The sequence below is a fragment of the Leucothrix arctica genome, assembly GCF_003172895.1.
Classification (GTDB): domain Bacteria; phylum Pseudomonadota; class Gammaproteobacteria; order Thiotrichales; family Thiotrichaceae; genus Leucothrix; species Leucothrix arctica.
In genome coordinates this window covers 142,994-163,578 of record NZ_QGKL01000010.1, presented here as the reverse complement: position 1 = coordinate 163,578, position 20,585 = coordinate 142,994, and the positions used below count along the sequence as shown (strand labels likewise).

The following is a 20,585-nucleotide window of genomic DNA, read 5'->3' as shown; positions in this document are numbered from 1 at the left end:
TATTATTTTTCTCCTGTCAGCCAGTTGAGGCTATTTTCATCAAATTTATACTGAAGACCGATATGTAGGCCTTCATCGTTGTAGTTTTCTGGGTCTAGATCTTCATCTTTAAAGCCAACGACATTATAACCAATACCCAGTCTTAGATTTTCTTTAACCAAGTAGTTAACACCTGCGCCTAGTGAGTACAAAGTTTCACCGGCGCCATCAGTCGCTAACGCTCCAGCATGAAGGTCTATATCAAATCGGTTTGTGATATCCCAAGTTAGACGGCCATCCAAGACAACTGCTTCACTAACGTTACCGTCACAATCTTCTTGCTTTCCACCCAATCTTCCAGAGATAAGTACATCCTCTTTAATTGCGTAGTTTTGATGTGTCGACAATATATGCGTACTACAGTCGCCATTATCACCACCACGCTCTTCAATATTTTGGTAGAAGAACAATCCGTGAAGCTTGTTCTCAGTACGAGGACGGTAAGCAAAGCCGACAGTTAATGTGTTATCAACTAAGTCATCACCCTCATCTGGTGCCTCGTAACGAAGCGTGTCTTTAAGCAACATGCTCCAGTTAGTATCAAGACGCTTTACATAGTTTGCCTGTAATCCGTAGTACTCTCTGTCATCGTCATAACGTGTCTCTAAACGAATACCTGCTATCTGGTCTTTAAACCGAGAGTCTTTAACTGCAATAGATGCAGCAACCGAATCTCCTTCAGTACCATCTAAACTTTTCACGTACTCCAAGTGAGGTGCAATAGACAAGCCCTTAGTAATCTCATAAGTACCTCGAACACCCGATGCAGTCTCAAGATCTCTACCATCGATAGCACCACGAACACGATATTCAGAGTAAAGCTCAGTAGACTTCAAGATGTCCGACTTAACACCAATAGAGAATGTATCTTGAGTACTTGTTGATGATGAAAGCCCACTTACACCCGTAAGACTATTAATTCGCTCACCTGTTGCGTAAAGCTTAACTTTGTCATGAACCTGAATATCAGCGGTTATAGCGACACGACGACGGTCTGTATCATCAAAGTCTTGCTCATACTCGGCACCGATAGAACCTTTTTTACCCATAATGTCTAGTGCACGCTTTGCACCAACAATGAAGGTCTGGAAGCTCTCGTCTTCAGTAGAGTTTTTCTGCTTAATATGGCGTACACCACCTTTAAGCGTCCAACCCTGGACTTTAACGTCTGCTGTTACTCCTATACTTTGCTCAGTATCATCCGTATCTAGATTACGACTATGAATAGCTTCAAGTTCAGCACTGATATCTTCATATATACGTTGTTTATGCTTTAAACGTAGCTCTTCACGGTTCTCAGAAATACCCGCTGCACTATTTGTGAAACCTTCTGTAGCACGACCAATCGTCAGTGATGTCTGACTGTCTTTAGTCCAGTCTTTCGACAAGTACATACGAGCCGCTCGACCTTGCGCTTTTGCCCCATCTTCATGAGTCATTTGAGCAATACTGCCTCGAACGACAAGTCCCTTGTCATCTTTATAGTCCAACAGCGCACCATAAACTTCGAAGCCTTCTTCAGCATCTTGGTCAGTGGTATAGCTCAGTCCAACTTTAAAGTTTTCATCTAGCTTATGAGTAAAGCGAGCGCCAGCAACAATATACTTATCGCCACCGTCATCTAGGTCATAACTCGCGCGGATATAGATAGGGTTTAAGTCCTCATCAATACTCGCAACCGTTTCACTAAAGCTCAGCTCACCAGTTACTTCATCCAATGTGTAGTCACCAAAGCGACTTAAGCTCTCAGTACTTAGAACAACACCAGGGTTATCTCTAGATACAGTGATAATCTCGATAGTTTCACTGTTCATAACCAGCGGTGCTTTAGAAAGCTTGTAGTTCAAAGCAACACCCTTACCACGGATCTGCTCTACCACATGCTGTTCATCCTGCTCCGAGATGAAGAACTGCCATTCATTTTTATCACTTTTGCTTATTACGTTAGCGCCAGTCAAAGTACGTTGAACACGTGTTACATCTTCATTGATGGTATTACCATCTGTAACAAAGTCACCCCACATAATGCTGTCGTCATCTTTCTCAAGCTTCGCATAAACCTTACTACGACTCTGGGCTTCATAACCACGCTGCGAGCTATCACCATGTATTGGATACGACTTGTTAGGATTGATATCGCGGAACAACTCAGCATCATCTTCTTTATCAGTATCAACTGACATTGTCAGATGCATATCACCACGGATACGTCCTTTCAAAAATCCAGAAACTCGACCATTAATATCTTTGTCATCAATTACATCTGGTGAAGCATCATCTCTGTTGAATCGATTAGCACCGATCTCCACAAGACCAATGGCAATCAATGGACGTAGCGGTGCAATTTGAGTGATTTCTAACTCATCTCTCATTGACCCATCCGTTACACGGATACGCACATCACCACTACGCTCTGAACTCTTAAGGTGAACAACACGCAAACCGTTAATGACTCGAATCTGGCGCCCTTGGATCTGATCCTGGACGTCACGCTCAACCCACTCACCATCACTTGCTTCGATAGTAACAAAGTTCACTCCACGAGCTAGATAACCATTAGCATCAAGTAACTTGATTGTTACTGGCAGGTACGAACGGCCGCCATCTGCTGGTAACTTCTTAACTTTTGTCACAACTTCTATTTTTTCAGCTGAAACAGGTCTAGTGAAAGTACCTTTAGCTAGTACACGCTTGTTACCAAACATGTCTTTAGCAACAACCTCTAGCTCATTTTTACCTGGCTCTAGTTGAACACCATACCAAGCAGCAACCTGTGCTTTCTCACGACGGTTTTCAATCTGCTCACCAAGCTGTGATTTAGGTACTGCCTTACCATTCACCATCAATGTAGGTGAAAGACCTTTTCTTACTGTGACCATAAAGCGGCCATCAAAACTCACATCTGTTTTAGGCCATAACCAAACACCTTCTTTAGCTTGTTTATTATTAACAGACTTAATCGCTTCTTTTGCTTCTATCATTGTCTCGAAACCGCGCGGTGTTTCTAATTTATCCGCAACTTCATCTGAAACCTGTTCATAGACAGTAGGAACAACTCTTGTCCCAGCACCTAAATTTAATGTTTTATTAAGTACTTTCATTTCTTGCTTGTACAAAGAGAAGCCGTATCTAACCGTGAAGAAGTCACCAGCCTGATGAACAAATGATGCTTTACGGATATCAATTGGTAGTTCAGACAAGGCTTTCTGAGCTAATGCCTTCTCTCTGAACTGCGACATTAAAACAGAGTAACCCGTTGTTACCGATTGTTTTTTCAGGCGCTTTCCGTTAGTACGTAAAAGACCAGTTTCACGACTATCAATACCGTTAGAAATATCGCCATCTGTTTCTGACTTACGCTGCTCATCAGTGGTCAGAACTTTGTCTGGGTCATATTTCTGTGCATTTTCAAGCATCCAATCAGTCTGGCCTTGATTACGCGCTTTAATTTCTGAATAGATCTCTTCACTGTTTTCTTTTGGACAAACTGCTGCAAAGTCAGCACGATGAAACTCACCATCCTTCAAATCAACTAAACGACTATTTGGGTCAGCCATTTGACGGTTATCAGTTGGCTTAAAGATAAGACCTTCTGGCAAAGTTATCGGGTCCATCTTGATAGCATGGTTACCAGGACTTAGCCCATAGATGCTGTACTGACCGTTAGAGTCGGTGATTGCCCATGTACCATCCTGAAGGTATAGCTTAACCCCACCAATCGGCCACTCACCACCATTGTGGATATTATTGCAATCAGCATCGATAAATACCTTACCGAATACAATACCCTTATCTGAAAGTACACCATCACGTTGAACTTCAACCGTGGCACGACTAATGTTTGATGTCACCAAAGCACTTGTGACTGTAAATCCTGTTGCTTGAGCTGTGTTCACGCCATCGCTACCTACTGCTGCAGCTGTTGTACGAACCCGATAGGTTAAAGTGTGCTCGTTAAGTGCGGCCATAACACCAGGCTCACCTGGCTTATCTTCCATAAATGGTAGGTTAGAAAATATCAAATTAGGTCGTGGAGCACCTTCTGGTTCATAGTCACTAAGGTCTCTTCCATCTAGCGTTACAGTTCCCGGAATAAGGTTAAAACCTCTTGGTAAAGCATCATATATTTTGACTGCACTCAACTCATCATTCGAATAATTATTGATTACAACAGTGTAAGTGACAGACCCACCAATACTTACCTCTGTTAAGGAGGCGGTCTTATTAACCGTTAGGTCCATATCAAGCTCAGGATCTAGTGGAATATCAGCAATCAACAATGATGTTAGGAAGAACACACCACTATTCTCAACTTGGTTAAAACCATCTTTACCATATGAGTACTGATTAACTTCTCTTGTAGGGAAGCTAGTTGCGTCCATGTAGCTTGGGAACGTATATTGTTCTGGCGGTGTAACATCTAAGTAGTAGCTTTGATTTGGATATAGGAATGGGAATTGATATACACCATCCGCACCCGTTACTTGAGGCTCATACTCTTGATCTGTCAATGGATCAGTTGCTACCGAACCATCAGCGTTACGAATAATAACAGTCGCACCTTCAACTGGTGTGTTGTAAGCCGAGTCAAAAACAATACCCAGTGGATCAACTAATGCCGCGTCTTTTAGGACTTCGACTGTCTGCGTGTCACTCAATGTAACTAATGCACTTACGTTCAGATCACCGCTTGGGCTAGCGTTTAATACACAATTATCATCAGTTACAGAGTAGTTAGGCGTCAAGCTCGACCCTGCTGGGCAGCTTCCACCCTCACCACTATCGCTATTACTCATACGAATAGGTGAAAGACTACGGAATATTCCAGTGTTTGGCCCTGTCTCTAATAATGTAACTAATAAAGTATCACCTGTTCCAGATGTGACCGTTACAACGATCGACTCAGCAGTGTCTTCACTTGTGTTAACAGCACTAGAGTTAAGCTCAATGTACACACCATCTCTGATAGCGTCGTAGTCTGTTAGTGAACTATCCAGTCTGTAAAAATCAGCATCTTCAAAGTTACTGTCATTATAAAAGTCTGGAGTTGCATTGTTATTAGTAATATCACGTTTGGTGTCTAATGTAGGTGCCAAGAAGCGAATCTCAGCGTCAAACTGAGTATCAGGCTGTCCACCCTCATCTCCTCGCGTATTACCTGGCTCGATTGTGCTACATACAGTGTTACTTACAAACTCTGCTTCTCCACCAGTCACTAAGTCAAACTCAGCAGTGTTATAAATATTTGATGTTGTTACGTTAGCGTTTACTGTTACTTCGAACTCAAGCTTACCACTCTGATTTGGCTGCATTTGTTCTTCAGGAATATATAGACCTAGTTTTGAGATAACATCCGTACCATTCCAGCTTGAGAAACGAGTCCAACGATCAGTGTCTTCGTCTTGTGCTAGCTGTACAAGTGTAATGCTTAAGTTTGGCGCTACTATTGGAGATAGAGTATTTCCTAGCGTTATATTAGGCGGCAAAGTATCTTCAAGAACGACACCTTCGATATCATCACCATCAATGCTGATTACTTTAGTAACAGGAACTGCACTACCAGTATTATTGAAGTTAATGCTGTACGTGATTGTCTCACCCGCTTTAACTGGCACACCACAAGATGGCGTCGCTGACTTTGAGATAGTTAGGACAGCACCTTCTACGATATCAATTAAGTCATTATTTACCCAATGGCTAGGCAACGCAGTTGATGCAATAGCATCGATAAATTCTGATGTTACATTTCTTGCTACAAGGTTTTCGCTAGTAAGCAACTCTTCATAGTTATAAGGAAAAGTACGGATATTTATCTTGTACTCGTCATCAACTAACGCATTTGTTGGTGTAAAACCAGTGATAACAAATTCAGTAATATCATTAGGGTCCATCTCTGGCACAAAATAACAACTAACATTGTCTTCTAATGGCTCACAAGTAATCTCTGACCACTCTGGCTCACCCGCATTTGTTAAACCATTACCATTAACATCGCTAACCACTTTTAAATCAGTTAAATCACCTTCATCACCCGAGTCATGGCGAATTCTAATCTCATACTCTGAAGCTGTATTACCTGTATTCGTCAAACGATGAGGCAAATCTACCTTCTTACCTGCCTGTGTATGACGAACGTTATCAGGCACTAAAATTAAGTCATATTGCTTTTTCACAACTATCTGTGAAACATTGGAATATGCCTTATATATAGAACCGTCATTGCCATACCAAGAGATGTCTGCTTGATTGGTAATTACAGTACCCGCAGCTGTTTTAGCTGACAAAGGTGACGAGAAAGCCACAAGAAGCAAAATGATGAAACTAAGGGATTTGAAGCCCAACCAATCAGTAATTCGCATTATAAACTACCACTTTATTATATTTATTATGTCTCAGAGTGAATCCGACTTGATTGCCAAGCCATGACTTTTTCAATTTCTGAATACACCCGTGTGAGCAGATGTATTCAGAAATCCTCTCAAATAAGTTTGAGAGGAAATCTGTCAGTCGATACTAATTACTCAACTTCTACCGTGAACTGACCTGTTGCTGTTTGACCAGCGATAAGATCACCTACTTCGAAAGTAACTACGCCTGTACCAGCATCGTAAGCAGCATCTGCACTTCCAACGACTGGAAGACAACCATTACCATGACAATACTTCATTGTACCGTCACCATTAGTAGCGTCTTGTACTAGGAAGGTATACTCAGGAGCAGCATCAGAAATAACAACGTTTTTAACTGTTGTACTACTTTCGTTAGTTGCTGTTAGCTCCCATACGACACATTGTCCTGGCTCTACTTCAGCAGACTGAGTCGCTGCAAAAGAGTTAGCATCATCAGCATCACCGTCACAATTAGCATCAATTGCAGCTGATTTATCCAAACGAACCTGACCATCAACAACTGTAGTATTATCTTCAGCCGTTACAGTTAATGGATCACTTAATGGTGTTGTGGTAACAGCGGTTATTGTAGACAAATCAGTCGCACCCGCTGGTGCATTAGATGGAGAACTTACAGTCGTTGTAAAGTCTACATTTTCACCTGGCTCAAGGTTTAGAACTGGAACGCCACCAACTACTGTTACTTCAATATCAACAGGAGCGCCATCTTCATCAACACCTGAAATAATAAAGCCACCTGGATTTGCACTTACTAAAGAACTTAGTACTGAATCAGGAGTGCCATCGCCATTAGTGTCTACGTTAATGATTGTAGACCAGTCTGAGTTACTGTTATCAACAGTAAGCTCAACCGCTTCGGTTTGGTTACCGTTGTTTTCTAGCTTGTGACCATAGTCAACCGTACCACCAGCCTGAATCTGGTTTTGACCATTAGGAGTGATTGCAACTTCACGCTCTGGTGCAACATCTACAGCATTTGTAACTGTATCGCTAAGACCAGCTGTTGAAGTTGAAGTAGCACTGAAACTTATTTGATAATCATTATCCGTATCAGTACCAGCATCAGTAGATGCATTACCAATAGAACCATTATCAGTCGAGTCATAACCATCTACATCGCCCACTCTATCTGAATCACTTTTAGCTTCAGCAGGGTCTGATGAAACTGTTACTTCAGCAGTATATGCGAACTCTCCGCCACCAGGTACTAATGTCGTTGTTGTAATAACATTACCCGACAAGTCTTTAAACACAACATCCCAACCTGTTGGAACATTATCTGAGCTCAATGTAAATGAATCTGGGTTACCCGACTCATTAGCAAGTATCAGGTCAAAAACAACTTTACCACCAGTAACAGCATCGGCCAGAACAACAGGACCTTCGTCTTGTGCATTTACTGAACCATCATCATTAAAACCATATAGGTTGCTTGGTGTAACTGTATCACCTTGGCTCGAGCCAACAGGAGATGTCACGTTTGCAATATCAACCTGTGCTTCCGTGATCACACCAAGAGTAAGAGTCGCTGTATCAACAGAGCCATTAGCTACAGAAGCATCAGGGTCTTCTGAAGAAGTTGCCGTTATTGTTGCAGTGAATGGGTCACCACCAGCAGCTGTACCATCTACGCCAGCTGGAAGGTCAGCTTTAACTACGATAGTCGTTGGATCCAATTGATCTGGCCCGATAACACCAGTATCTGGAATACCGTCATTATCAGTATCTGTCAGTTGAACCGTTCCAGTAGCATCCCAAAAAGTAAATACTGTACCCGTTGGGAAAGTACCTGGATCAATATCCAAATTGAAGATATCGTCGCCATTACCATCATTGGTTACTTCATGAGTGAATAGAACGACAGAACCTGTTGCAGCAGAAGTTACATGCTGGATATCGTTCTCTGCACCATCATCATCAGCGCCATCTGTTGCTGCTGCATCACCGGTATCTTCTATTTCAACGCCGTAAGTCTGAGGGATCACATCAACTGTTGTATTTGATGGGACAGTTACAGTGTCATCAGTAGTTGGGTCACCATCATCTTCTTCATAAAATGCATAGAACGTGTTCTCGACTTCATCATCAGCTAGCAAATCATCAGGGTTATACTGGACAGTGTAGGTTACTGAAACCTCTGTATTTGCTGGCAAGCTAGCATCTTCAGCAAGAATGATAAGTAGGTTATCGTCATCACCTGTAACGCCGTTAGTATTTAGGTCACCATAAGCGTGACCTGATGCAGCTATTGATGTTGTAGTTGGAGCAATATCACCATCAGCAGTGTTTACTAGACCCTGTACATAGATAGTTGACCCTGTAGCTAGCGCTAACTGAGGATCAACAGTCACACCATCAATTGAACCACTGTTATCCGAATCAGCTTGTGGAAGAGCATCTACAATTTTTACGCCTTCAGCCGCACTGCTACCATTATTTTTAACAGTAAGAGTATAAGTAATAGTATTAGCATCTTCGTTATGAACAGAAGACTTATTCAATACTAGTACTGGACCCGTTGTTACAGTCGCAACGTTATCTACTGTAGCTTCAGTAGTATCGCCATTATCACCAATATCGTCTACAACAACACCACTTGCAGCGGTTGTTGTTAACTTGCTTGTGAAGGTATCTCCACTCACTGCATCAGTATCAATAGGCAATGCAACTACGACGTGTAACTTTTCACCAGCTGCAACTTCGATTAAATCAGTTGGAGACAATGCAGGCTCACCCGGATCAGGCTGACCATTATTATTTACGTCGTGATAAACAACACCAGCATCAGCAGCAAAAGAGTAAGAGTCAGCCGTGTTACCTGTGTTGCTTACTGTATGAGGGAAATATACTGTTTGACCAGGAGCTGCTGTCAAAGAGTTATCATTTTCAACAGTCGCACTTGGTACAGGAGCAACTGTTACAACAGCTTCATTAGACTGAGCTGAGTATTCATTACCATTCTCATCTTCATAAGTTACTGTCGCTAGGTTTTTGATCAAAGTACCAGCAGCAGTCGCTGCAAATGCTTGAGCACCAAAACCGGCCATAGTACCTACTGCCAGAGACGTGGCAATCAGGCGTGCCAACGGCTTCATTTGATTTTTAGTTTTCATTATTTGTTTTTCTCTTTATCAATTATAATTTTAAAGAAACGATCGCTGGGCAAAGACAAAAGACAGTCCACCCGTTGAAAATGTAGTAATGGTAAGATCAAGGTTATTTTTTTATTGACCAATCAAACATGACTACGGGGTCTATTGTGAAATAAAGCTTATTTCACCTGAACGCGGTAAGAGTAAAGCTGCTTACCCAGTGAAGAGATTGGCTGCTTAACTTTCCAACGAAGGTTTGTGTACTTATCTGCAGGTACAACAACAGTCTTCATCTGACCGTTCGCCATTCTTTCTTGACGACGTACTGGCTCAGATTCAAACGTTGCACCACCATCAATACTGACTAGTAGATCAGCTGGAACGCCTGTCTTAGCACTTTGACCAACATACATAGTATTAGCAGGGATTGGGCCGCTAACAACTAAACCACTTAGTGGCTTCTTCATTTGGTTTGTATAAGTCAGGTTGTACTCAAGTACTTGGCCTGGCTCTGTTTGTTTTGCAGGTTGACGATACTCTTTACCTTGAGCATTCGTTTTAACTAAATAAGCCTGCATATTGCTAACTAAAGTCGGCTTATTCTTCGCCGTAGCGTTAAACATTACACCAGCAGATACAGCCACTAGACACAATGCAATTGCAATTTTCTTCAACATTTTCTAACCCCAGATTTGTTTTTATTAATTAAGTCTAATTTTGACTACAGTCTATATTTAACAACTATACCAAATATAGTCAGCCTTATAAGCCGCAAAAAATGCAAAAGATCAGCAATTCATGCAGTACAGGATTAAGCATAAGGGTTAGATGCTGAATGGATTATTAACTTGCTATGAGATTATTGGCACTGCGACGAACAGTACCAATTATCCTATGTTGGCTTGTTCTAACGACTTATTAGCTACTCAAGTAGGCGAACCATTTTTTATACAAATCCTTACTCGGTGACGCTACAACTGAACAAACTGTCTTCTCAATATTGAACACAGGCTCACCTTCTAAAGTTGATGAGTAGCCTCCCGCTTCACTAAGTAATAGAGTACCTGCCGCACAATCCCACAGTTTCAATTGACCATGAAGATACAACTGACCCCTTCCGGCAGCCATCCAAGCCCACTCTAAGACACTAGAACCTAGGTTACGTTGAGAACGATAAGGTATCTCCTCAACTATTTTAAGCGTTAAGTGCTTAGGTAACCTTTTGAAGTCAACGATAGCGACTGATGATTTAATATCGTCCGTTGGACATCCACCCAGCAAGCGTACGCCATTCAAATAAGCCCCCTGCCCTTTAACAGCTGTAAACATTTCGTCACGGTTAACATCGTAAGTAACAGCAATTACAACTGCCCCATCTTTAATAAGTGCTAACGAGGAAGAAAATAATGGAAAACCCGCTGCGAAGTTACTGGTGCCATCCAGAGGGTCTAAACACCAGATCTCTGGCTCAGTTTGCAATAGCTGAGTCTGCTCAGACTCTGTCATTTCCTCACTCATAAATGCGATGTGAGGATAATGTTGTTTCAACAGTGATTGAATTTTCCGGTCAGCGGATAAGTCAGCTTCAGTAATTAAACTTCCATCTGCCTTAAGCTCATAGCCAATCTTGTTAAAGCGTGGCAATATCTCTTGCTGTGCTGTTTCATGGATAATTGTTTCTAGTATTTTTATATCTGGCAGCATCTTAATGTCCCCGATTATCGTATTGGCCTTATGGCCCAAATGAGTTAAAGAATATGAGCAGTTTATTCGTCATTATATTGTTAGCGCTGTTAGCATGGTTTTGGTTTGATTCTGCTCGAGCGAAAGAAACAGCCACCACCGCTGCAGCACAGGCATGCCAAACAATACAAGCGCAACTGCTGGATCAAACAGTATCACTTAAAAAGTTATCTTTTGCGCGTAATAGCCGTGGTCGAATAGAAATTGAGCGTACTTATAACTTTGAACTAAGCATCAACCGACAAGATCGCGCGGTTGGACGCGTCTTTTTATTAGCGCAAGCTGTTGACAGCATCCAACTAGATCATGAGGATGGTACCACCATCCTTTAAACTTTTTCAGACTCTCTGACAGCCTATCCATGCCGAATTTGTATCCTATTAATAAGTAGTGATATGCTATTCGTTCCTTAAAATAAATATAAACGGAGTCTTACAATATCTATCGCAAAAGTTACAGAAATCACCTCTACTTCCACTAAAAGCTTTGACGACGCTGTTTCAGATGGTATTGCTCGTGCTAATAAGTCACTTAAAAACGTCACTAGCGCATGGGTTGCAGACCAAAAAGTAACAGTAGAAGACGGAAAAATTACTGGTTATCAAGTACGCATGAAGATCACTTTCATCCTACAGTGATAATCTGACATACCCACTAAGGTGTTGCTCTCAAAAAGACGACAACACCTTGGTGGTTACTTTTATTGTACCCCCCCTCTCCAAGCCTTATCATTACCCGGTTGATTAAACTGAGTTAAAACAATGGGATGACCTAGATGTATTAGTGCATGCCATTGCATTTGCTCCAAAATAGCAACTTGCAGGCAGCATCGTCGATAATACGACTCGTGAAGGTTCTGCTGTTGCTCATGAGTGAGTGCTTACAGCTTCTTAGCAATGGCTAAATATGCTCGACCAATGATGAAAGATCGTGGCGAAATTACTTATGTAGATAGTGGACATAACACCGTCGGAATGACAGACTGCGTTGTAGCGGAAGACTCGTAAGTCGCTATGCATTCAATCCTAATACACAATTTTTTTGTTTTTTAGGAGAAAAAAAGCTGCATTTATATGCAGCTCTTTTCGTTGTTTCTCTTAAGAAAAGCTCGTACTAGCGATGCCTTGCGCACCGTACTCTCGAGCTAAATCCAAATCTTTATCACTCAAGCCACCTGCGGCATAAACAGGAATGTTTACTCTCGAGGCTAAGCTTTGGAACATTGGCCAACCTAGTGCCTCACGTCCACTTGAAAACAAGTTCATCAAGACTGGCTCTATCAAAATAAAGTCCAAACCTAAACGCTGCGCTTTAAACAACTCCCCAGGACTGTAACAACTAGCAGAAACTCGGTTTGCTACAGGTTTTTCATGGATTTTTAATAGGGCTTCAGAGTCTAAGTGGATACCAAAATCACTACGAACCAAAGCAGGTGGAGATTGAAAAATAACTTCCGCATTTTGCTCTGCAGCAGTATCTAAAAACCAATTTAACTGTTCATGACTAATCGGCTGTTCATCATAATTATGTAGAAATAAACGATAGCCAGATGAGAGTGAGGTAGAAATTTGATCTCTAAAAGCACCATCAGTAGCGACTGGCTTTAAAACCTTTAACAGTTTTGGCAAGCAGACAGCATCAATAATTGGCGCATTGGCAGCAGGAAATTCAAAATTCTTTAGCTCATCAGGTTCAAGCCATTTAATCGGCTGACCCTCACAACCCAAAGGTTCCCCTTCCCAACTTGTCACCTCATAAACATCCAGATAAATCGACTTGTCTTCATACTCATGATAAATACTAATCAACCGCGTACTGCTAGATATTTCGATACCAAGTTCTTCATTAAGCTCTCGTCCAAGCGCTGAACGCCTAGACTCTCCTTTCTCAACCTTACCGCCGGGAAACTCCCATTTCCCGCCCTGATGTTTATCAATGGGGCGTTGCGCAACCAACACTTTCCCATCTTCACCACGTATAACGGCTGCCACTACTTCTAGCGGCTTAATTCCCTCTTCTTCATCCACTTATTTTACTCGTAAGTCTTTTTTGAAATATGTTAACGGTACAAAGTCCGCTGCACATCGCATCGTTGGAATCCAACGTGCTAAGTTATCAGCAGTATAAGTACGGCCCACATGCTCATTTTCAAATACACCATCATGGAACAAGATAACACCAACACGTCCTTTGCCGGCACACATTTGAGTCATGACATTATCTAAAATCTTATCACCCTTTTGGTGATCAGGATTCCAGTCGTAAGCAGTCATTTCCCAACCGATATGTTTAAAATTGTTACGCTCCAACGCAGCCATCACTTGTGGCTTTGTCTTTTGATTAAACCAGCCGTCGCCATAAGGTAAACGGAAAATAGCAGGCTCAGTCGTGAAGTAAGGCTCTAAAATAGCGCGTGATTTTCTAATATTGTATTCAAGTAACTGTGCCGGTAACTCAGAATGACGATCATGCTTATAACTATGAGAGCCGATCATATGGCCTTCATTTTTAATACGCTTAAGTGTATGTACACGCTGTTGGCATAGCTGAAATGACTGACAAGACTGACTTTCTGGATTTGTTGAGCAGTCATTTTTGTAGATACTACAATTGACCTTATTACCCAACACAAAGAATGTGCCTTGGATTTTTTCGCGATTAAGTACATCTAATACTTTAGGTGTCACATCAGCGACACCATCATCAAAGCTTAGTGTTATTTTTTTCTTTTCTATTGGGCATTGGTACTTTTCACGTACTTCTGCACAATCAGCTGCAAATAAGCTACTTGAGAACGCACATAACGCTAAAACAGTTAGTAGTGCTGCAGCTTTTTTTCTTATATTTATCATTAACTTCTATACTCCGCATTTATAGTTACATAGTCATGCGATAAGTCAGAAGTCCAAACCGTTGTAGCAGCAGAACCTTCATTTAAGCTAACACGCAGGGTTATTTCCAACTTATCCATCTCAAGTTGACCTTGTTCTTCGGTATAAGTTGCAACAGGCTCACCTGCTTCAATTAATTGGGTATCACCTAACCACAATGAAAGTTTACTCACATCTAAAGATTTCACAGGTGCACGGCCGATAGCCATTAGGAAACGCCCCCAGTTTGGGTCGCTTGCAAACAGTGCTGTTTTAACTAATGGCGAACGAGCAATAGTGAAGGCAATTTCACGAGCTGTTTCCATATCAGGTGCTGTATCTACCTCGATAGTCACAAACTTGGTCGCACCTTCAGCATCACGAATGATCGCTTGCGACAAGTACTGACACACCTCATTTAGCAGTGTGAAAAACTCAGGCTGATTAGCGTCATTAACAACAACACCCGACTTGCCTGTAGCAATTAGCACTAGCGCATCATTAGTTGAAGTATCACCATCAACCGTAATTGAGTTAAATGATAAATCAGTCGCTTGCTTTAATAATGACTGCAATAGCGCAGGCTCAACTTGAGCATCTGTCGCCACATAAGCCAACATGGTTGCCATGTTCGGTTCAATCATCCCCGAGCCTTTCGCCATCCCGGAAATAGTAACCGTTTTACCATCAATTTCTAGTTGCTTACTAATGCCCTTAGGTAAAGTATCTGTAGTCATGATCGCTTTTGCAGCGTCCAACCAGCAGTCTTCAGACAAACCTTTTAAGGTAGCAGGAAATGCTTTCTTGAAAGGTGCTACAGGTAATTGCTCACCAATAACACCCGTCGAAAATGGGAGAACCTGTTCTGTTTCAACACCCGTTAAACTCGCCAACTCAGCGCAAATTTCACGTGCAGCGTCCAAGCCTTTTTGGCCGGTCACTGCATTAGCATTACCTGAGTTCACCACCAAATAACGTGGTGAGTGAGATTTTAAAAACTCTCGACACAATAAGACAGGTGCAGCACAGAAACGGTTCTGAGTGAATACACCCGCAACAGAACTGCCTTCGGCAATCTCAACTACCAGTAAATCGTCACGTCCTTCGTAACGAATACCAGCTGCATGAGTTGATAAACGAATACCATCTACCGGCAACACTTTTGTTGCCGGGGTGTAATTCACAGCCATACTTATTTCCTTATCTGGTAACTTACTTCAATTGACCATGACATTGTTTGAACTTCTTACCAGAGCCACAAGGGCAAGGGTCATTACGTCCAACTTTCTCATTATCACGCTTGAATGTATCAGAAATTTCAGAACCTGCTTGGCTATCCTCTTCGCCTAAAACACTTGATGCTTCAGCATGAGAATATTCCATTGGTGTTGCTTCTGGCTCTGGTGGTGCAATGTTTTCTTGTGCTTCTTGAGTGATTTGGATTTTCGTTAAGAAGCTAATAACTTTCTTCTTAATGTTAACCAACAAGTCTTCAAACATTTCAAATGCTTCACGCTTGTATTCTTGCTTAGGGTTCTTCTGAGCATAACCACGCAAGCCAACACTCTGACGTAAGTAATCCATTGCGGCAAGATGCTCTTTCCACTCTTCATCAAGCACGTGCAACATCACATCACGCTCAAGCTTACGCATATTCTCAGCGCCAATCAGTGACTCTTTGTCCTTCAGCGCTTTATCAACAGACTCTTGAATACGCTCACGCAATGGCTCTTCGTGAAGCTTGTCGTCCTTATCTAACCAACCTTGAATATCTAACTCAACATCAAAGTCTTCTTTCAATGACGCAGTCAAACCAGCGATATCCCACTGCTCATCCAAACTCATTGGAGGAACAAAGCGACTGATTGCATCATCGATTACGTCATAACGAATTTCTTCGATTGACTCTTGAACATCTTCATCTTCCAGTAACTCTGAACGCTGCTTATAAATAACCTTACGCTGGTCATTGGCAACATCATCGTACTCAAGCAAGTTCTTACGAATATCGAAGTTATGCCCTTCAACTTTACGCTGTGCATTTTCGATAGACTTAGACACTATTTTCGCCTCAATAGCCTGACCTTTTTCCATACCCAAACGCTGCATAATGCTCTTAACACGATCAGATGCGAAAATACGCATCAAGTTATCTTCAAGCGACAAGAAGAAACGAGATGAACCTGGATCACCCTGACGACCTGAACGACCACGTAACTGATTATCTACACGACGAGACTCATGGCGCTCAGTACCTATAATGTGCAAACCACCTGCTGCCAAAACAGCATCATGACGTTTTTGCCAATCAGCTTTGAGTTCAGCTTTCTTAGCCTCATCATCACCAACCAACTTCATTTCAGCTTCTAACGAACCACCCAATACAATATCCGTACCACGACCGGCCATATTTGTCGCAATTGTTACTGCGCCGGGAAGACCCGCGTTTTCGATGATATGCGCTTCACGCTCATGCTGCTTCGCATTTAGAACTTCATGCTCGATTTTTGCTTCAGTCAATAAGTTAGCAAGTAACTCAGAGCTATCGATCGATGCCGTACCAACAAGTACTGGTTGGTGACGTTTTTGTGCATCACGAATATCTTCAACAATCGCATCGTATTTTTCTGCATGCGACATATAAACCAAATCGTTCTCATCAACTCGAGCGGCAGGTTTATTAGTTGGAATAACGATAACTTCAAGGTTATAGATAGACTGTAATTCGAACGCTTCAGTATCAGCCGTTCCAGTCATACCCGATAACTTGTCATATAGACGGAAATAATTCTGGAAGGTAATAGAAGCCATTGTTTGGTTTTCAGGCTTAATTTCAACGCCTTCTTTTGCTTCAATCGCCTGATGTAAACCTTCAGACCAACGTCGACCTGGCATTGTACGACCAGTAAACTCATCAACGATAACAATCTCGCCATCAGTAATGATGTAGTCCACATTCTTCTGGAACAAAGTGTGAGCACGTAGGCCAGCGTTTAAGTGATGCAATACCGACACGCTTGCGCTGTCGAACAAACCTTCGCCTTCACCTAAAATGCCTGCTTCTTGAAGTAACTCTTCAGCACGCTCATTACCTGCATCCGTTAAGAATACTTGCTTAGACTTTTCATCAACTGAGTAATCACCCGGACCTTCTTCATCTTCCTTAGGCTTCTTCTCATCTTCTTTAGCCTGAGGCGTCAGTTGAGGAACGATTTTATCAATGACTTCGTACAAGTTTGCGGAGTCACTTGATGGACCAGAAATAATAAGAGGTGTTCGTGCTTCATCGATAAGAATCGAATCTACTTCATCGATTACCGCATAACTAAGCTCACGTTGAACACGCTCATCTTGGCTAAATGCCATATTGTCACGAAGATAATCAAAACCAAACTCGTTGTTTGTTCCATAAGTGATATCGCATGCATATGCCGCTTTACGCGCAGTCTGATCGATACCGCCAATGATTACGCCCGTCGTTAAACCGAGGAAACCATATAGCTTAGCCATCCATTCCGCATCACGACTCGCAAGGTAGTCATTCACCGTAATAACGTGAACACCTTTACCCGGCAGCGCATTCAAGTAAGCCGTTAGTGTTGCCACTAGCGTTTTACCTTCACCTGTACGCATTTCAGCAATACGGCCTTCGTTGAGAACCATTCCACCAATCATCTGTACGTCGTAATGACGCATACCCATAACTCGCTTTCCGCCCTCACGAACAGTAGCAAATGCTTCTGGGATTAAAGAATCAAGTGTTTCGCCTTTTTCTAGGCGTTCGCGAAACTCTACAGTTTTAGCCTGCAGTGCCTCATCAGTCAGCTTGCTGTACTCATCTTCCAACGCGTTAACTTGCTTAACAACTTTAGCGTAACCTTTTACAACTCTGTCATTGCGACTACCGAAGAGTTTCCTAGCAACCGATCCTATCATGATATGTATTTTCTCCCCGGATGATCCGGTGTTATCTGTTCCCGTAGATTACGGTTTAAGCGTGTTTATCGCCCCCGAGGCATAAACACCTTATGAATTTTTTACTTTAGTAAATATATTGGGGGTTTTACCTTGGATTACAAGGTTGAACTAAGACTTTTACCTATCCCCTAAGAATCTTTACCTAGACCCACATGTTGCCGATTATAGTATAGATCAGCTGATAAATTCACGCTTAACGGTAGGTATCGCTATTTATTATTCACAGATAACAAAGGGGCATTCCGACCGAGATAGTCGATGGGGTTAACATGCTGTTTTTTATTGATAATTTCTAAATGCAAGTGTGGACCAGTCGATCGACCGCTACTACCAATTTTCGCAATTTTATCACCAGCGTTGACCTTATCGCCTTTTCTGACCAGGTAGGAGTCAAGATGTGCGTAGCGACTAACCACATCTTTACCATGATCAACCTCAACAACTCGGCCATAACCACCGTTACGACCAACAAACGATACTATCCCAGCAGCAACACTCATCACAGGCGTACCACGCTTCGCCGCAATATCAATACCGTCGTGCTTTCGTAAAACACCTGTAAATGGATCTTTGCGCCAACCGAAGTTTGATGAGATATAACCTGAAGCCACTGGCCACTCGGACAAACTCACCGCACCACCCAATACTCTAGACTTTAAAATCAACTGAATACGCTCAAGTTGATTACTGTAAGCCAGCATTTTTTGGTCTAACTCTTCAATATCATTACCCAAGCGCTTTAAGTTAGGTAAATTTCGATTAGATCGAAAATCTCCCCCACCTTGACCAGCCGCTTTATCAAAAGCAAATACGCTGATATCGACATCCGCTAAGGTCGCCATTTTTTGTGCAAATGCTTTTAAGCGCTGACTTTCACCATCAAGCGTTGCCACTTTCTGGCTCAACTCTCGCATCTGTGTTCTCTGCTTTAAAGAACTAAACTGTTGATTAAGCCCCAAATCACCAGTGTTTCGTTCGACTAAAAAGGAGATACCAATAATAAACAGGCTTAGAAAAATAGCAGGCAGCAGCAGTTGTCGCCCGAGCGCTATTTCTAGCACAGGCATCTGTCTGTTTTTAAAGCTGTCAAATTGAATTTTCAAGATAGGTGCCTTCAGCACTCGTAGCACAGGCTTATTAAAGTAAGTTACACTCACACTATGAAAGATATCGCCACACTTCCCAATACTTACTTGAATCAAAGCATCAATAATATTGATAAGCTGTCAGAAACTGTACGAACACACTTGGGAATAGTGAATACTCAAATGCCACTTTACGTCGTAGTGAAACAGCAAGTAGTATCATTAATTGTTGAAAGTCCTATCTTAGCTAACCAGTTAAAGTATCAACAAAAAGATATTTTGGACCATATTAACCGCACATTCTTGAGAGAGTTCAAGCAGATTAATGTGAGGTTGGCGCCACCGGTGATGCAGCGAAAGAAAGTCACTATCGAGCACAAGCCTTTATCAAAAGGTATAACAAATATGCTCGATAGCATTAGAGATGAACTCAATAATTAAGCCGTAGCGTAACCCAACTCACCTGCATAACTCACGGAAGACTCTTTTTCTTCTTCCATCGTCGTAAGCTCCCACGCATCAGGTTGAGCAATCAACTCACGTAGGAGTAAGTTATTAATCGCATGTCCCGACTTATGACCGTGGTAACCACCGATAATACTGTGGCCTAGCACGTACAAATCACCGATAGCATCTAGCATCTTGTGTTTCACGAACTCATCTTGATAACGCAGACCGTCTTTGTTTAAAACACGGTATTCATCAAGAACAACCGCGTTACCCAAACTTCCACCTAAGCCTAAGTTTTTCGAACGAAGCATCTCAACATCACGCATAAAACCAAAGGTTCTAGCCCGACTGATCTCACGGCTGTAAGAAGCTTTAGATAAGTCGATAGAAAAAGTTTGATTAGTAGACTTTACTGCTGGGTGATCAAAATCAATTTCAAACGACACTTTAAAACCATCGTAAGGTGTTAATTCTGCCCAACCATAATTGTTTTCAAAACGCACCGTCTTTTTGATCCGTACAAAACGTTTTGGAACGCCTTGTGACTCAATACCTGCTGACTGAATCAGATAGATAAATGGTGCGGCGCTACCATCCATTACTGGGATTTCAGAAGCCGTTAGGTCTACATACGCATTGTCAACGCCCAGACCAGCAAAGGCTGACATGATATGTTCAATCGTCTGAACCCTAACACCATCTTGCAATAGCGTTGTACTCAGTATTGTTTCACCAACCATTTCAGGCTTACACACGATGTCGACTGGATTTTCAAGGTCAACTCGTCGGTAGACGATCCCCGTATTAGGTGCTGCAGGATGAAGAGTTAAGCCTACTTTCTGTCCTGAATGTAGGCCAATTCCGACGGTACTAACCGTACGTTGTAATGTTCTTTGTTCTAGCATATATGCCCCCGAT

The 20,585-nt window shown here is 42.1% G+C and carries 14 protein-coding genes; 4 read left to right on the top strand and 10 right to left on the bottom strand.

The window, feature by feature from the left end:
• Positions 1-2 precede the first annotated feature (2 nt).
• The 4 genes from DKT75_RS03040 to DKT75_RS03025 form a co-directional block, all read right to left on the bottom strand.
• Positions 3-6,398, bottom strand: a complete 6,396-nt coding sequence (locus DKT75_RS03040) for a DUF11 domain-containing protein (protein WP_109821952.1) — start codon at positions 6,396-6,398, stop codon at positions 3-5.
• Positions 6,399-6,556: 158 nt separating this feature from the next.
• The gene (locus DKT75_RS03035; protein ID WP_109821951.1) at positions 6,557-9,562 is read right to left on the bottom strand and encodes a beta strand repeat-containing protein; all 3,006 of its coding nucleotides are present in this window, start codon (positions 9,560-9,562) and stop codon (positions 6,557-6,559) included.
• A gap of 158 nt (positions 9,563-9,720) precedes the next feature.
• On the bottom strand, positions 9,721-10,218 hold the full coding sequence (locus DKT75_RS03030; protein WP_109821950.1) for a DUF11 domain-containing protein: 498 nt from the start codon (positions 10,216-10,218) through the stop codon (positions 9,721-9,723).
• Between the two features lie 241 nt (positions 10,219-10,459).
• Complete coding sequence (locus DKT75_RS03025) at positions 10,460-11,245, bottom strand: inositol monophosphatase family protein (protein ID WP_109821949.1); 786 nt, start codon at positions 11,243-11,245, stop codon at positions 10,460-10,462.
• Positions 11,246-11,298: 53 nt separating this feature from the next.
• On the opposite strand from DKT75_RS03025, the gene DKT75_RS03020 reads away from it, so the two are divergent.
• The 3 genes from DKT75_RS03020 (at position 11,299) to DKT75_RS22350 (ending at position 12,291) form a co-directional block, all read left to right on the top strand.
• Positions 11,299-11,616 (top strand): DUF3301 domain-containing protein, encoded by a 318-nt coding sequence (locus DKT75_RS03020; protein ID WP_109821948.1) that lies wholly within the window; start codon positions 11,299-11,301, stop codon positions 11,614-11,616.
• Between the two features lie 105 nt (positions 11,617-11,721).
• Positions 11,722-11,922: a dodecin family protein gene (locus DKT75_RS03015; RefSeq protein ID WP_109821985.1), complete on the top strand. Its 201-nt coding sequence runs from the start codon at positions 11,722-11,724 to the stop codon at positions 11,920-11,922.
• A 234-nt stretch (positions 11,923-12,156) separates the two neighbouring features.
• Positions 12,157-12,291: a hypothetical protein gene (locus DKT75_RS22350; RefSeq protein ID WP_281271400.1), complete on the top strand. Its 135-nt coding sequence runs from the start codon at positions 12,157-12,159 to the stop codon at positions 12,289-12,291.
• A 90-nt stretch (positions 12,292-12,381) separates the two neighbouring features.
• Here DKT75_RS22350 and DKT75_RS03005 read toward each other — a convergent pair whose 3' ends face one another.
• The 5 genes from DKT75_RS03005 to DKT75_RS02985 form a co-directional block, all read right to left on the bottom strand.
• Positions 12,382-13,311, bottom strand: a complete 930-nt coding sequence (locus DKT75_RS03005) for a Nudix family hydrolase (RefSeq protein ID WP_109821947.1) — start codon at positions 13,309-13,311, stop codon at positions 12,382-12,384.
• The gene (locus DKT75_RS03000; protein ID WP_109821946.1) at positions 13,312-14,136 is read right to left on the bottom strand and encodes a polysaccharide deacetylase family protein; all 825 of its coding nucleotides are present in this window, start codon (positions 14,134-14,136) and stop codon (positions 13,312-13,314) included. It lies immediately after the preceding gene.
• Entirely contained in the window at positions 14,136-15,344 is a 1,209-nt protein-coding gene (argJ, locus tag DKT75_RS02995; protein ID WP_109821945.1) for a bifunctional glutamate N-acetyltransferase/amino-acid acetyltransferase ArgJ, read from the bottom strand. The genes DKT75_RS03000 and argJ overlap by 1 nt, the downstream gene beginning before the upstream one ends.
• Before the next feature lie 22 nt (positions 15,345-15,366).
• On the bottom strand, positions 15,367-18,090 hold the full coding sequence (gene secA, locus DKT75_RS02990; RefSeq protein ID WP_109821944.1) for a preprotein translocase subunit SecA: 2,724 nt from the start codon (positions 18,088-18,090) through the stop codon (positions 15,367-15,369).
• Between the two features lie 251 nt (positions 18,091-18,341).
• The gene (locus DKT75_RS02985; RefSeq protein WP_146201311.1) at positions 18,342-19,235 is read right to left on the bottom strand and encodes a M23 family metallopeptidase; all 894 of its coding nucleotides are present in this window, start codon (positions 19,233-19,235) and stop codon (positions 18,342-18,344) included.
• A 57-nt stretch (positions 19,236-19,292) separates the two neighbouring features.
• On the opposite strand from DKT75_RS02985, the gene DKT75_RS02980 reads away from it, so the two are divergent.
• Positions 19,293-19,658: a DciA family protein gene (locus DKT75_RS02980; RefSeq protein WP_109821942.1), complete on the top strand. Its 366-nt coding sequence runs from the start codon at positions 19,293-19,295 to the stop codon at positions 19,656-19,658.
• Here DKT75_RS02980 and lpxC read toward each other — a convergent pair.
• Entirely contained in the window at positions 19,655-20,572 is a 918-nt protein-coding gene (gene lpxC / locus DKT75_RS02975) for a UDP-3-O-acyl-N-acetylglucosamine deacetylase (protein ID WP_109821941.1), read from the bottom strand. The genes DKT75_RS02980 and lpxC overlap by 4 nt on opposite strands.
• Positions 20,573-20,585 lie beyond the last annotated feature (13 nt).

Bases quoted from the DNA above. Each gene is read 5' to 3' on its own strand.
- DKT75_RS03040 (WP_109821952.1), bottom strand. From the start codon at position 6,398: ATGCGAATTACTGATTGGTTGGGCTTCAAATCCCTTAGTTTCATCATT.
- DKT75_RS03035 (WP_109821951.1), bottom strand. From the start codon at position 9,562: ATGAAAACTAAAAATCAAATGAAGCCGTTGGCACGCCTGATTGCCACG.
- DKT75_RS03030 (WP_109821950.1), bottom strand. From the start codon at position 10,218: ATGTTGAAGAAAATTGCAATTGCATTGTGTCTAGTGGCTGTATCTGCT.
- DKT75_RS03025 (WP_109821949.1), bottom strand. From the start codon at position 11,245: ATGCTGCCAGATATAAAAATACTAGAAACAATTATCCATGAAACAGCA.
- DKT75_RS03020 (WP_109821948.1), top strand. From the start codon at position 11,299: ATGAGCAGTTTATTCGTCATTATATTGTTAGCGCTGTTAGCATGGTTT.
- DKT75_RS03000 (WP_109821946.1), bottom strand. From the start codon at position 14,136: ATGATAAATATAAGAAAAAAAGCTGCAGCACTACTAACTGTTTTAGCG.
- argJ (WP_109821945.1), bottom strand. From the start codon at position 15,344: ATGGCTGTGAATTACACCCCGGCAACAAAAGTGTTGCCGGTAGATGGT.
- secA (WP_109821944.1), bottom strand. From the start codon at position 18,090: ATGATAGGATCGGTTGCTAGGAAACTCTTCGGTAGTCGCAATGACAGA.
- DKT75_RS02980 (WP_109821942.1), top strand. From the start codon at position 19,293: ATGAAAGATATCGCCACACTTCCCAATACTTACTTGAATCAAAGCATC.
- lpxC (WP_109821941.1), bottom strand. From the start codon at position 20,572: ATGCTAGAACAAAGAACATTACAACGTACGGTTAGTACCGTCGGAATT.